Here is an 11967-nt window from a genome sequence, read left to right on the forward strand (position 1 = left end):
GACTACTGCCACTCGGTGTAGCTACAGCGCCCGCAGTGCATGCGGTCGCCGTAGTCCCCGAGGAACGAGTCGCCACAGCGAGGACACTGTTCGCGATCCGTCGAGCCGTCCTCGGCGTAGAGTTCGTGTCGGGCCATTATGCCTCCTCACCCTCATCGGCGCCCTCGCCGTCGGCCTCGCCGGCGCTGATCTTGTTGCGCTCGAGCATGTGTTCCTGCTCGACGTCGCGCGCGAAGTCGGGGCTCTCGTAGACCTTCGCGTAGCCGACGGTCGTCCGCATCCCGAACTTCGTGTTCATCTCGCGGATGACGACCTCTTCTGCGTCCTTGTTGAGCTTCGCCGCGAGGCTATCCCTGACGGAGAGACGCTCGGGGGTGGCCTCGTCGTGGGTGATCTCGAAGGTGACGTCCGTGCGGTGCAACATCGGGTTTTCCTCCTCGGAAACGATTGAGATGTCCATGATACTCAGTTGCCTGTACTTCTCCCTGAAGCGGGTAAAAGGATTTCGACCCGCACGCACGTTTTTCGTTGTCGAGTGTCCTCGTGCGGCCGAAGCCCGCACTGCGGGCACCACTCCTTGCTCACGGCGGCGAAGCCGCCGTTCGCATGGTCCGCGGGATCTTCAGTCCCACACTACTCGCAAAAACCTGTCTGGCGGGACCGGAGGTCCCGCTGACGCTACTGAGCTTTGCTCAGTAAGCGCACTAAAAAACCGAGCGAGCAAAGCACGCTCGGTCAGCACAGCCTACGTCCCCGCCAGTTCGTCGATCCCCTCAAGACCCGCGTCGGTGATCCGGAACTGGGCGCTCTCGCCGGCGGGTTTCGAGCGGTGTTTTTCGAGGGTGGCTCGGCGCTTTCCCCCCCGAAACCGGTCGATTCTCACCACTGTGCCGGTCCAGTGTTCGAGCGTGTTACCTCCAAGCGGACGGGTCATGTCCGAGTCGGGATCCGAGAAGACCTGATTGGTGATCACGACCGCCAGATCGTGCTTTCGCGCGAGCGCGAGTAGATGAGTTACCTGGCGGGCGACCGAGCGAAGCGCGTCGCCCTCGCGTTCGTCCTCGGTTCGCTGGAGCCGATAGAACCCCGTTGCGCTGTCGAGGACGATCAGCGACACCTCCCCGGCGAGGTCCTCGACGTCCCGCACCGCCTCCTCCTGTTCCTCGAACGTGTGGGCCTCGCTGACGACGATCCGCGAGGAGAGGGATTCGATGGGCTCGTCCCCGCGGGCGGAAAGGAGCTGCTCGAATCGATCGGGCGAGAGCCCCTCGGTGTCGATGTAGGCGACCCGTTCGCCGGCCGCAGCGCACTCGACGGCGGCACACAGCCCGAAGTTCGTCTTGCCGGCGGCGGGCGGGCCGTACACCTGCGTGACGGTCCCGCGCTCGATCCCGCCGCCCAGCAGGTCGTCGATCGGGGAACAACCGACGGGGATGGCGTCGTTCACGCGGGGAATCGGGTCGACGGGGGCAAAAACGCCCCGGTCCGCGAAAGGGTTTAGCGCTCGCCGGGCGAACCCCGGTCGTGATCGTCGTCGCCACCGAGGACTTCGAGGTGTACCACGGCGTCGTGGGCGAACTCCGCGAGCGGGGAGTCGAGTTCACGACGATCGAACCCGGCGAGGAGCTCCCCGAACACACCCGGGTCGCGATCACCGGGCGAGGCGAGCCGCCAATTGAGGGCATCGAGCGCGTCGAGGCGAACCCCGAGGACCCCCGGGAGGCGGTCGAAGCCGCGCTGTCGATCCTCCGGGGCGGTGACGGCCGGACGGTGATCGGCGTCGATCCCGGCGATCGACCGGGGATCGTGGTCTGCTCGGGCGAGACGATCGTCGCGGCCTTTCAGGTGCCGCTGGCGGACGCCCCGGCAATCGTCCGCGAGGAAGTACGCGAGGGGGTCGATCCCCTGGTCCGGATCGGCGACGGCGCACGCCTACAAGGTGCGACGATCGTCAACGCCCTCGAGGACGTCCGGGTGGAACTGGTCGACGAAACGGGGACGACCCCCTCGCTTGGCACCGGCGCACGGGGCATGGGCGACGTGCTCGCGGCGGTCAACATCGCACGGTTGGACGGAGAGGCGATCGAAAGCCGCGAGATCGAACCGACCGACGGGGAGCTGACGACGATCAAGCGGCGCTCCCGGGAGCGCTCACCGGAGAACCGCGAGATCGACGAGGGACTAGCGAGGCGAGTCGCTCATGGCGAACTCACCGTCGAGGAAGCCCTAGAAGAACACCGCGAGCGGTAGTCTAACGGCCGCAATCAGGACAATCGAGCAGGCCCTGAACGTTGATCGCACGCTCGCCGCAGTCGGGGCAGGCGGCGCTCTCGAAACGGGTTGGTTCGGCCGGGGTCGATTCCGCGTTCGTCTTCGGAGCAGTGAGTGTCTGCGTCATTATCGGATGCTAACCGTGTCCGTCGTATAACCGTACCCCTGATATTGATTTGAAGATAATATGAGTATAGTTCCGTATTATGGTTAGAGCTCGCGCCACGCAGACTCGGCGCGGGCCATCACCTCCCGGATCGTCGCACCCGTCTCGCGGGCGACGGCTGCCGCGTCGTCGTACTCCGGGCTAGCGTCGTAAACCTCTCCAGAGTCGTCGCTCGCGATCTTGATCGCGATCCCGTAGTCCTCACCGTCGACCGCGATGGAGACGGTCTCGATCTCGCGGCCCGCGACCCAGCGGTGCGTGGCGGGCGTCGCGCGCACCCCCAGCGTCCCGGTCTCCGCCGCGAGTTTCCGGGCGACCGCTCGGGCGTCCTCCGGGCGACAGATCACCTTCACGAGGTGGCCGGGCCGGGACTTCTTCATCGTCGCCGGCAGGACGGTCACGTCACGAGCACCCGCCCCCGCGAGGGTGTCTTGGAGTCCGCCGAGGATCTCAGGGGGGATGTCGTCGACGTTGGTCTCGAGGACCGTGATCCCCTCGTGGCTGGCGTGGTTCCCGTGGGCGTCTCCGACGATCGCGCGCAGGACGTTCGGGTGCCCGTCCAGATCTCTGTCGCCGGCACCGTAGCCCGAACCCTCGACGCGCAGGTCGGGAAGCGTTTCGCATCCCTCGGCGACGACCGCGAGGATCGCGGCGCCGGTCGGGGTCAGCAGTTCGGCCTCGACGGGACCGCCGCGGATCGACCAGTCCGCTTTTTCGGCGACCTTCACGACCGCGGGACCCGGCACCGGGTAGGTGCCGTGGCTCATCTCTACCACACCGCCGCCGGCCGACAGCGGCGTCGTGACCACTCGATCCGGATCGAGATCCGCGAGGAGGAGAACGGCGCCGACCACGTCCGCAATGGCGTCGTCCGCCCCCACCTCGTGGAAGTGGATCGAGTCGAGGTCTGCGCCGTGGACGCTGGCTTCCGCCTCCCCGAGGGTCTCGAAGATCGCGAGCGCGTCGGCCTCGACCTCGGAGGCGAGTCCCATCGATTCGACGAGCTCGCACACTTCGCGGTACGAGCGGTGTGGGCCCGTCCCCTCGGCGTGTGTACGCCCCTGATCGTGCTCTCCGTGCCGGTCGTGTCCCGGGTCCGAACGGTCGTCGCGGACCACGTCCACACCCGTCGCCCGGATGTCGTTTTTCATCACGTCATCTATCCCGTAGCGGACGTCGAGCGTCGACTCGACCGGCCCGAGAACGTCCGGATCCGCGCCGGCGGCCAGCAGCGCCCCCACGATCATGTCGCCGCTCGCACCGGTCCGGCCGTCGAACGCAAGCGTGCTCATACCGGAGTCTCGCGCTCGCGGGCAAAAGGTCACACCATCCGCCGCCTCCCGACCCGTCCAAGCAGTAGTGTTTTGTACCCCGTCGTTCGTAGCATACTATGCGAAGAACTACCACACAACCGTGTCGGAAGCGGCCGCCAGCACAAGACCTATCGGGGCCGCTGCCCGACACTCCCTCATCCCCGCAGCCCCATCATGAACGAAGTACAACTCGAGGTGGCGAAAGCCTACCCGAACGACTCGGGAAGGGGCATCGCCCGCCTCGACCCGGATACGCTGTTGCACCTGAAGCTGAGTCCCGGAGACATCATCGAGATCGAAGGCGGCGACACGACCGCCGCGAAGGTCTGGCGCGCCGACCGCCAGGACTGGAACACCGACACCGTCAGGATCGACGGGTTCACCCGCCAGAACGCCGACGTCGGTATCGGCGAGCGCGTCACCATCCGCAAGGCCGACGCGACGAAGGCCGAGAAGCTGGTGTTGGCCCCGCCCGAGGAGGCGTCGGTCCAGTTCGGTTCGGACGCCGCCGGCATGGTCAAACGTCAGATCCTCAAGCGCCCGGTCGTCGAGCGCGACATCGTCCCCGTGATGTCGAGCACGAACCATCCCTTCATGCGCTCGCCCGGCCAGGCGATTCCTCTCATCGCGGTCGAAACCGAGCCCGAGGGCGTCTGTCTGATCACCGAGGACACCGACGTCGAACTGCGAGAAGAGCCCATTTCCGGCTTCGAGAAGGCCGGCTCGGGGATCACCTACGAGGACATCGGCGGCCTCCAGAACGAGATCCAGCGTGTGCGAGAAATGGTCGAACTGCCGATGAAACACCCCCAGATCTTCAAGAAGCTGGGGATCGAGCCGCCCCAGGGGGTCCTTCTCCATGGTCCGCCAGGGACGGGTAAAACGCTGCTCGCGAAGGCCGTCGCCAACGAGACCAGCGCGAGCTTCTTCTCGATCGCCGGCCCCGAGATCATCTCGAAGTACTACGGGGAGAGCGAACAACAGTTGCGCGAGATCTTCGAGGACGCAAGCGAGGAGTCGCCCTCGATCATCTTCATCGACGAGCTCGACTCGATCGCGCCGAAACGCGAGGACGTCACCGGTGAGGTCGAGCGCCGGGTGGTCGCCCAACTGCTGACGATGATGGACGGCCTCGAATCCCGTGGCCAGGTCATCGTCATCGCCGCGACCAACCGGGTCGACAGCGTGGATCCGGCTCTCAGGCGACCGGGCCGGTTCGACCGGGAGATCTCGATCGACGTGCCCGACGAAACAGGGAGAGAGGAGATCCTCCAGATCCACACGCGTGGAATGCCGCTCTCGGACGACGTGAGCCTCTCGGAGCTCGCCGACGACACCCACGGCTTCGTAGGCGCGGACGTCGAGAGCCTGACCAAGGAGGCCGCGATGCGCGCGCTGCGGCGCTACCTCCCGGAGATAAATCTGGACGAGGAGGAGGTGCCCCCCGAGCTGATCGACCGGATGATCGTCAAACGCGGGGACTTCCGCGGGGCGCTAGGCGAGGTCGAGCCGAGCGCGATGCGCGAGGTGCTGGTCGAACTCCCGAAGATCACGTGGGACGACGTTGGCGGGCTCGAGGACGCCATCGGCGACATCAAGGAGAGCGTCGAGTGGCCCCTGACCAATCCCGACCGCTTCGACCGGCTGGGAATCGATCCGCCGGCGGGCGTTCTCCTCTACGGCCCGCCGGGCACGGGGAAAACGCTGATGGCGAAGGCGGTCGCCAACGAGACCAACGCCAACTTCATCTCGATCCGCGGGCCCCAGCTACTCAGCAAGTGGGTCGGCGAATCGGAGAAGGCGATCCGGCAGACGTTCCGGAAGGCCCGACAGGTCTCTCCCACGGTGATCTTCTTCGACGAGCTCGACAGTCTCGCGCCCGCACGAGGCGGAGAGGTCGGTTCGAACGTCTCCGAGCGGGTGGTCAACCAGCTCCTGACGGAGCTCGACGGGCTCGAGGAGATGGAGAACGTGATGGTGATCGCCGCGACCAACAGGCCGGACATGATCGATCCCGCGTTGATCCGCTCGGGTCGGTTCGACCGACTCGTGATGGTCGGCCAGCCCGGTGAGGAGGGGAGAAAGGAGATCCTGCGGATCCACACCGACCCGATCCCGTTGGCCGCGGACGTGAGTCTGAACGAACTCGCGGAGATCACCGACGGGTTCGTCGGCAGCGATCTCGCGAGCATCGCCCGCGAGGCCGCGATGACGGCCCTTCGCGAGGACAGCGACGCCGACGTCGTCGAGATGCGCCACTTCCGCGGGGCGATGGAGTCGGTTCGGCCCACGATCACCGACGACATCCTCGACTACTACGAACAGATCAAGGACGAGTTCGCCGGCGGCACCGCGGAACCCGGCCGGAGCAGACAGGGCGGTCGGATCGGCTTCCAATAATCGCCCCACCTCGTGGTCGCTTTCGTGAGCACCGCTCGTTTTAGGTGCGTGGCTGGCGACGACTCGCGTATGACAGTCGTTGCACTACTGAGCGTCGCGCCAGTCACCGAGGGAAGCATGGGCGCGGAGGTCGCGAAGGCCGTCGACGCCCTGGAGGAGTTCGACGTCAGCTACGAGACCAACCCGATGGGAACCGTCATCGAGGCCGAAACCATCGAGGAGCTGTTTTCCGCCGCGCGGGCGGCCCACGAGGCCGTCGACGGCGACCGGGTGAGCACGGTGTTGAAGATCGACGACAAGCGCACGAGCGATGGGAGCGCAGACGAGAAGGTCGCGGCCGTCGAGCAGGAACTGGGGCGCGAGGCCCGAAGCCAGTGACCGGTATGTCCAAGGGGACCCCCCCGTAACCGGAGGGCATGGACAGTCTCAACCGGATGGCGCTCGAACTCGTCGACGAGGCGATCGAATTCACCGACGAACTCGACATCGCGGTCTCGGAACTCGACACCGAAACCACCGTGCTGGACTTCGGCGTCGACGTCGACGGCGGCCTCGAAGCCGGGCTGTTGCTCGTCGAGATCCAGACCGCGGGGCTCGCGACCGTCCAGACCCGCATGGACGAGGTCGGCGGCGTCCCCATGCCGTTCGTCGAGTTCTCGACCGACCAGCCCGCACTCGCCGTGCTCTGCTCGCAGAAGGCCGGCTGGGAACTCGGCACCGAGGATTTCGAGGGGTTGGGCTCGGGGCCGGCCCGCGCGCTCGTCGCCGAGGAGGAGGAGTTCGCCCGCGTGGGCTACGAGGACGTCTTCGAGTTCGCGGTGCTTGCCGTCGAGAGCGAGGAGCTCCCCACCGACGCGGCTGCAGAGCAGGTCGCCGAGCTAACCGGAACGGATCCAGGCGCGGTCTTCCTGCCGGCGTTCTCGACGGCGAGCCTCACCGGTAGCGTCAACATGGCCGCCCGCGCGGCCGAACTCGCCGTCTTCCGGCTTTCCGAACTCGGCTACGACCCGCTCGACATCGTCAGCGCGAGCGCGAGCGCGCCCGTCGCGCCCGTCGCCGCCAGCGAGGAGGCCGCCATCGGCCGAACCAACGACGCGCTGGCCTACGGCGGGCGCGCCCACGTCGTCGTCCGCGAGGAGTTCGACCGCTTCGATGAAGTCGCCTCGAGCGCAAGCGACGAGTACGGCCGCCCCTTCGCCGAGATCTTCGCTGACGTCGACTGGGAGCTCTACGACGTCCCCGAGTCGATCTTCGCGCCGGCGGAGGTCACCATTGACGTGCTTGGCGGCGGGACCTACCACTACGGACGAACCGACGAGGAGCTTCTGACCAGTAGCTTCGGCCTATGAGGGTCAAATCGGTCCCCGCGCCGCCCGCCACCCTCACAGCGGTCGAGACGATCCGCGAGGCCGTCCCGCTCGTCCCCGAGCCCGAGGAAAGCTGTTGTGACCGCCTCGTCGCGCGCACTGGTGTCGCTCCCGACGAGGCGAGCGACTGGTTGACGTTTCTCAAGGGACTCGGTATGATCCACGAGGGCGACGCGGGGTTCTATCGGGTTCGAGAGGAGCCGGAGGACCTCGGAGCGGCGCTACTCGCCGGTGTGTACGGCGGACGCGAGATCGAGGGGATACTGCGCGACAGCGACCGCCCGCTCTCGAGCGAGGAGGTGTTCGAGCGCTTCGAGGCGATCCCGTACTGGGATCGCCATCATCACCCCGATCCCGAGGCGGTCTGGAGCGAGCGGATCGAACGCCTGCTCGACTGGTTCGTGCGGTTCGGGCTCGCGGAGCGCCGAAACGACGGCTATTCGCTCCGGTCCTGACCGTCGGGGTTCACGGCGGTGACCGTCCCCACACCCTTGCTCTGACCCTCCCGGAAGACGAAACGCTGGCCCTCCTCGACCAGATAGGGCCGGAACTTGAACCGGACGCGCGTCGTGCCGGTGTCGCCCGGCAACAAGCGCCCTCCGTCGGGAGTGAACACCGCGGCCTCGCTGATGGTTTCGAGGTGGACGACCGGCTCGTAGCCCGTGCCGATGCGCGTGGGGTGGTTGAGCACCATCACTTCGGCCTCGAACTCGCGGACGGGCTCGGGATCGGACTCCCGCGGGAGCAGCACCATTCCGCGCTCGATGTCGGCCTCCCGTACCCCCTTGAGAGCGATCCCGACGATCCGGCCCGACTGGGCCCGATCGACCCGGTGGTAGTGCATCTCGATCGAGCGCGCCTCGACCTCCGCGAACGTGCCGTCGGCGAGCGGCCCCAAGAGGAGTTCGTCGCCGGCCTCGACGACGCCCGATTTCACGGTGCCCGACGCGACCGCGCCCACGCCCGTCACCGAGTAGCTTCGGTCGATGTACAGCCGGAACTCGCCGTCGTCGACGGCGCGTTTCGGGAGCTGTTCGAAGATCGCATCCAGCGTTTCGAGACCCTCGCCGGTGACGGCGCTCGTCCGAACGACGGGCACGACGGTCTCGTCGATCTCCTCGATCGCAGCGCTCACGCCGTGGCGCGCGACGGGTAGCGGGGTTCGACCCACGTCCCGCAGCAGGCGCTCGACCTCGCGGGTGACCTCCTCGAGGCGCTCCTCGTCGACGAGGTCGGTCTTGGTGAGCACGACCAGCGTCGGTAGGTCGGTCGCCAAGAGAACCCCGAGATGCTCGCGGGTGGTCCGCGTGGGGCCGTCGTCGGCGGCGATGGTCAACAGCCCGTAATCCAGTTTCTGTCCGACCAAACCACGAATGGTGGTTCGAAGCCACGGCTCGTGGCCCACCGTGTCGACAAAGGAGACCAACCGGTCGGCCTCGCGGACGACGCCCGCCCGGTCGTCCTTCCGATGGGGATTGTCCATGCGGACGGGTTCGCCGTCACGAAAGCCGTAGACGGCATAGGAGAGGTCAGCCGAAAGGCCGCGTTCGACCTCGTGGGGCTGGACGTCGAGGAACCCCCGAGTGCTACCCTCGCCGTCGTCGCGCTGGCCGGTGACGAGGCTGCCGACGAGGGTACTCTTGCCGTGGTCGACGTGGCCGGCGGTGCCGATCACGACGTGCTCGTCGTCCGTTTCGAGCATCGCGCCGTTCCTGAGGGTCGCGACACCGACGAGGCCGTTCCCGTCGGTGCTCCACGTCTGGACGTCGTGGATGTGAGCGCTCGCCTCCTCGGCAAGCAAGGACAGAACGTCCATGGATTCGGAGAACGCGTCGTGGCTGATACCGGCGATACCCCCCGAATCGGTGACGCCGACGACGTAGGTCGCCTCGCCGTCGCCGGAAAGCACGCGGTGGCGAAGCTGGGCGGCCAAACTCTCCATCCGGCCGCCCTCCAAGTGTTCGGCTCTGGTGAGTCGTTCCTTGAACTCGACGCTACCGCCCTCGCGCTCGCCGTGTTCGATCGCTTCGCGCAACACGGCCCGGTCGGCGCTCATATCGTGTGAGTAGCGCGAGGCGAACAAAAACCACTCGTTTCGTGATACCGTTACACACAGTAACGATCCCTTACGCTCCGTACTCACTCCGTCAGCCGGTCGTAGGCGTTTGCGACCTCCTTGAAGCGCTCCTCGTCGCCGCCCCGGTCGGGGTGCGTGGTCTTGACCTTCTCGCGGTAGGCGCGTTTGATCTCGTTCTCCCCGGCACCGGGGTCGAGGTCCAGCGTCCGGTAGGCCTCCTCGCGTGTCGGGCCGGTGGGTTGGCGCGGCGGGCGGGTGCGGTTCGCCCCCGCTGGTCCCTTGCGCGGGCCCGCTCGGGTTCGGGTCCTCGTTCGCCCGTTCGGTCGGCGGGCGCGTTCGCGCATCCGCAGGGCGAGCCGGCCGGTACCCTGGTACCAGAGGATGTAGCCGGTGGCGCCGAACGGCAGCGCGATCGCGAGCGGCACCGGCGTCCGGTAGGCCGACGCCAGCACGGCCATGACGACGGCGAGCGCGCCGAACACCGACGCGAGCCCCACGAGTAGCCGAGATCCGGTCACGGGCGCTTTAGGGACGGTGACACCGTAAACGTCCCGCCGGGAGACTGAAGGGTCGGCACGATCGACGGACGGTATGAGCCAGTTGGGTCTCTGTCAACACTGCGAGAGCGCGCTCGCGAACCACACCTGCCCGAACTGTGGGAGCCTGGTCTGTGAGCGACACTTCGACCGCGAGAAACGGGAGTGTGCGAGCTGTTCGGTCGGGATGGGATGACCCCCGGCCGCGACCGCGAGATCGTGGCGTCGGTCGCGAGGCTGGGACGCCGAGGAGGACGCGGAACCATGGCAGGCCTTCAGTTGCGACCCGATCGGACGGCCTCGAGGACCGTCTCATGTATCCGACCGTTCGAGACGACCAGACCCTGGCTATCGTGGTGCCAGCGCTCGCCCTCGATATCGGTCGCTTTTCCGCCGGCGTTTCGCACGAGATGGACACCGGCAACGGTGTCCCAGGGGTTCGGGCGGACGTCGCTCAGGGTGCCGTCGAGCGCCCCGGTCGCGACCATGCCCAGCGTGGCCTGCGCACAGCCGAACCGGCGCATGTCGCCGAAGCGCTCGACGATCGCCCGCACCGCCGTGGCGTAGTCCTCGCGGTGGTCGAAGTCCCACCACAGCGTCGGCGAAACCGTGCAGGTCTCGGGATCCGTCCGGTCGCTGACGGTTACCGGCTCGCCGTTCAGGCACGTCTCCTCGCTGTCGGCGACGTAGTAGTCGTCGAGGGCGGGCATGGCGTTCGTCGCGGCGACGGGCTCGCCGTCGATCACCGCGGCGACGCTCGTCGCCCAGATCCGGACGTCCCGTACGAAGTTGTTGGTGCCGTCGATGGGGTCGATCACCCAGGCAGGGCCCTCCGCAGGGACTTCCTTCAACTCGTCTTCCTCCTCACCGACGATCGCGTCGCCGGGGAACTCCTCGCGAATCACTTCGATCACGCGCGACTGGGCGTCCCGGTCGGCCTGCGTCACGACGTCGGTTTTCTCGCCTTTCGTTTCGACCGCGATGTCGTCGCGAAAGCGCGACAGCGCCAGTTCGCCGCCCGCGCGGGCGGCGCGTTCCGCGACCTCGGCTCGCCTCGTCAGGTCGTCCATACAGGCGTGGGTCGGGCCGGTCACATATACCGTCGGGTGTTCGTCGGCGTCCCTACCGATACCGGTTCAGCCGCTTTTTGAGACGTTTGGCCGCCTCGCCTGCGGCCTTCTCGAACCCCTCGTCCTCGTTCGGGCCGCCCTCCGCCGCAAAGATGATCCCCCGCGAGGAGTTGACCAGTCCCATTCCATCCGCGAGCCCGAACTCGACGGCAGCCTTGGCGTCCCCGCCCTGCGAGCCGACGCCGGGCACGAGGAAGGGGAGGCGGGGGACCTGTTCTCGGAGTTCCTCCAGTTCGTCGGGCGCGGTCGCGCCGACCACCAATCCGACGTTCCCGTTGCCGTTCCAGAGGTCCGCAAGGGCGGCGACCCGCTCGTAGACCGCCTCGCCGGAGGCGAGTTCGAGGTCCTGGAGGTCACTTCCTCCGGGATTCGAGGTTCGACAGAGCACGAACACGCCCGTTTCTGCCTTCGAGAGGAACGGTTCGAGCGAATCTCGACCCATATACGGGTTGACGGTGATGGCGTCGGCGCTGTTGGGCCGATCGGGATCGACGAGTTTCGCGTACCGTCTCGCCGTGTTGCCGATGTCGGCGCGTTTCGCGTCGAGGATCACGGGAACGTCCTTCCCGTGGGCGTAGGCGATCGTCTCAGTCAGCGCACGCCAGCCCTCACTGTCCTCGTAGAAGGCGGCGTTGGGCTTGTAGGCGGCGGCGTGCTCGTGGGTCGCGTCGATGATCCGACGGTTGAACGCCCAGCGGGGCAGGTCG

At 67.1% G+C, this 11967-nt stretch carries 15 protein-coding genes; 6 read left to right on the forward strand and 9 right to left on the reverse strand.

What is annotated here, in order from left to right:
- Nucleotides 1-2 precede the first annotated feature (2 nt).
- From EAO80_RS12740 to radB, 3 genes are all read right to left on the reverse strand, one after another.
- On the reverse strand, nt 3-137 hold the full coding sequence (locus tag EAO80_RS12740) for a 30S ribosomal protein S27ae (protein ID WP_122090260.1): 135 nt from the start codon (nt 135-137) through the stop codon (nt 3-5).
- Nucleotides 137-460: a 30S ribosomal protein S24e gene (locus EAO80_RS12745; protein WP_122090261.1), complete on the reverse strand. Its 324-nt coding sequence runs from the start codon at nt 458-460 to the stop codon at nt 137-139. The genes EAO80_RS12740 and EAO80_RS12745 overlap by 1 nt, the downstream gene beginning before the upstream one ends.
- A 285-nt stretch (nt 461-745) precedes the next feature.
- The gene (gene radB / locus EAO80_RS12750) at nt 746-1447 is read right to left on the reverse strand and encodes a DNA repair and recombination protein RadB (protein WP_122090262.1); all 702 of its coding nucleotides are present in this window, start codon (nt 1445-1447) and stop codon (nt 746-748) included.
- Nucleotides 1448-1524: 77 nt separating this feature from the next.
- Here radB and EAO80_RS12755 point away from each other — a divergent pair, with 77 nt between their 5' ends.
- Nucleotides 1525-2250 carry a hypothetical protein gene (locus EAO80_RS12755; protein ID WP_122090263.1) on the forward strand — a complete coding sequence of 242 codons (726 nt, stop codon included), beginning with the start codon at nt 1525-1527 and terminating at the stop codon, nt 2248-2250.
- Between the two features lies 1 nt (nt 2251).
- Here the strand turns inward: EAO80_RS12755 and EAO80_RS19775 are convergent, their stop codons facing one another.
- Complete coding sequence (locus tag EAO80_RS19775) at nt 2252-2398, reverse strand: hypothetical protein (protein ID WP_162993994.1); 147 nt, start codon at nt 2396-2398, stop codon at nt 2252-2254.
- Nucleotides 2399-2481: 83 nt separating this feature from the next.
- Nucleotides 2482-3729 carry a nickel pincer cofactor biosynthesis protein LarC gene (larC, locus tag EAO80_RS12760; protein WP_122090264.1) on the reverse strand — a complete coding sequence of 416 codons (1248 nt, stop codon included), beginning with the start codon at nt 3727-3729 and terminating at the stop codon, nt 2482-2484.
- Between the two features lie 195 nt (nt 3730-3924).
- Between larC and EAO80_RS12765 the strand changes: the two genes are divergently transcribed.
- The 4 genes from EAO80_RS12765 (at nt 3925) to EAO80_RS12780 (ending at nt 7972) form a co-directional block, all read left to right on the forward strand.
- Nucleotides 3925-6150, forward strand: coding sequence for a CDC48 family AAA ATPase (locus EAO80_RS12765; protein WP_122090265.1), 2226 nt, complete (start codon nt 3925-3927; stop codon nt 6148-6150).
- Between the two features lie 69 nt (nt 6151-6219).
- Nucleotides 6220-6528, forward strand: coding sequence for an MTH1187 family thiamine-binding protein (locus EAO80_RS12770; RefSeq protein WP_122090266.1), 309 nt, complete (start codon nt 6220-6222; stop codon nt 6526-6528).
- Nucleotides 6529-6566: 38 nt separating this feature from the next.
- Entirely contained in the window at nt 6567-7499 is a 933-nt protein-coding gene (mch, locus tag EAO80_RS12775) for a methenyltetrahydromethanopterin cyclohydrolase (RefSeq protein WP_122090267.1), read from the forward strand.
- Nucleotides 7496-7972, forward strand: coding sequence for a hypothetical protein (locus EAO80_RS12780; RefSeq protein WP_122090268.1), 477 nt, complete (start codon nt 7496-7498; stop codon nt 7970-7972). The genes mch and EAO80_RS12780 overlap by 4 nt, the downstream gene beginning before the upstream one ends.
- Here the strand turns inward: EAO80_RS12780 and EAO80_RS12785 are convergent.
- Together EAO80_RS12785 and EAO80_RS12790 are read right to left on the reverse strand one after the other, a co-directional pair.
- Complete coding sequence (locus EAO80_RS12785; protein ID WP_122090269.1) at nt 7954-9573, reverse strand: GTPBP1 family GTP-binding protein; 1620 nt, start codon at nt 9571-9573, stop codon at nt 7954-7956. The genes EAO80_RS12780 and EAO80_RS12785 overlap by 19 nt on opposite strands.
- 83 nt (nt 9574-9656) lie before the next feature.
- Nucleotides 9657-10112: a J domain-containing protein gene (locus EAO80_RS12790; protein ID WP_122090270.1), complete on the reverse strand. Its 456-nt coding sequence runs from the start codon at nt 10110-10112 to the stop codon at nt 9657-9659.
- A gap of 73 nt (nt 10113-10185) precedes the next feature.
- Between EAO80_RS12790 and EAO80_RS19780 the strand changes: the two genes are divergently transcribed.
- Nucleotides 10186-10326 carry a hypothetical protein gene (locus EAO80_RS19780; RefSeq protein WP_162993995.1) on the forward strand — a complete coding sequence of 47 codons (141 nt, stop codon included), beginning with the start codon at nt 10186-10188 and terminating at the stop codon, nt 10324-10326.
- Nucleotides 10327-10405: 79 nt separating this feature from the next.
- Here the strand turns inward: EAO80_RS19780 and EAO80_RS12795 are convergent, their stop codons facing one another.
- Entirely contained in the window at nt 10406-11200 is a 795-nt protein-coding gene (locus EAO80_RS12795) for an inositol monophosphatase family protein (RefSeq protein WP_122090271.1), read from the reverse strand.
- A gap of 52 nt (nt 11201-11252) precedes the next feature.
- Nucleotides 11253-11967 (reverse strand): orotidine-5'-phosphate decarboxylase (gene pyrF, locus EAO80_RS12800; RefSeq protein WP_122090272.1); only part of this gene is annotated, 715 nt, incomplete at its 5' end.

It is taken from the genome of Halalkalicoccus subterraneus (assembly GCF_003697815.1).
In the GTDB taxonomy this organism is placed as follows: domain Archaea; phylum Halobacteriota; class Halobacteria; order Halobacteriales; family Halalkalicoccaceae; genus Halalkalicoccus; species Halalkalicoccus subterraneus.

Coding starts and splice junctions, on each gene's coding strand:
- EAO80_RS12740 (WP_122090260.1), bottom strand. CDS start 137: ATGGCCCGACACGAACTCTACGCCGAGGACGGCTCGACGGATCGCGAA.
- EAO80_RS12745 (WP_122090261.1), bottom strand. CDS start 460: ATGGACATCTCAATCGTTTCCGAGGAGGAAAACCCGATGTTGCACCGC.
- EAO80_RS19775 (WP_162993994.1), bottom strand. CDS start 2,398: ATGACGCAGACACTCACTGCTCCGAAGACGAACGCGGAATCGACCCCG.
- larC (WP_122090264.1), bottom strand. CDS start 3,729: ATGAGCACGCTTGCGTTCGACGGCCGGACCGGTGCGAGCGGCGACATG.
- EAO80_RS12765 (WP_122090265.1), top strand. CDS start 3,925: ATGAACGAAGTACAACTCGAGGTGGCGAAAGCCTACCCGAACGACTCG.
- EAO80_RS12770 (WP_122090266.1), top strand. CDS start 6,220: ATGACAGTCGTTGCACTACTGAGCGTCGCGCCAGTCACCGAGGGAAGC.
- mch (WP_122090267.1), top strand. CDS start 6,567: ATGGACAGTCTCAACCGGATGGCGCTCGAACTCGTCGACGAGGCGATC.
- EAO80_RS12780 (WP_122090268.1), top strand. CDS start 7,496: ATGAGGGTCAAATCGGTCCCCGCGCCGCCCGCCACCCTCACAGCGGTC.
- EAO80_RS12785 (WP_122090269.1), bottom strand. CDS start 9,573: ATGAGCGCCGACCGGGCCGTGTTGCGCGAAGCGATCGAACACGGCGAG.
- EAO80_RS19780 (WP_162993995.1), top strand. CDS start 10,186: ATGAGCCAGTTGGGTCTCTGTCAACACTGCGAGAGCGCGCTCGCGAAC.
- EAO80_RS12795 (WP_122090271.1), bottom strand. CDS start 11,200: ATGGACGACCTGACGAGGCGAGCCGAGGTCGCGGAACGCGCCGCCCGC.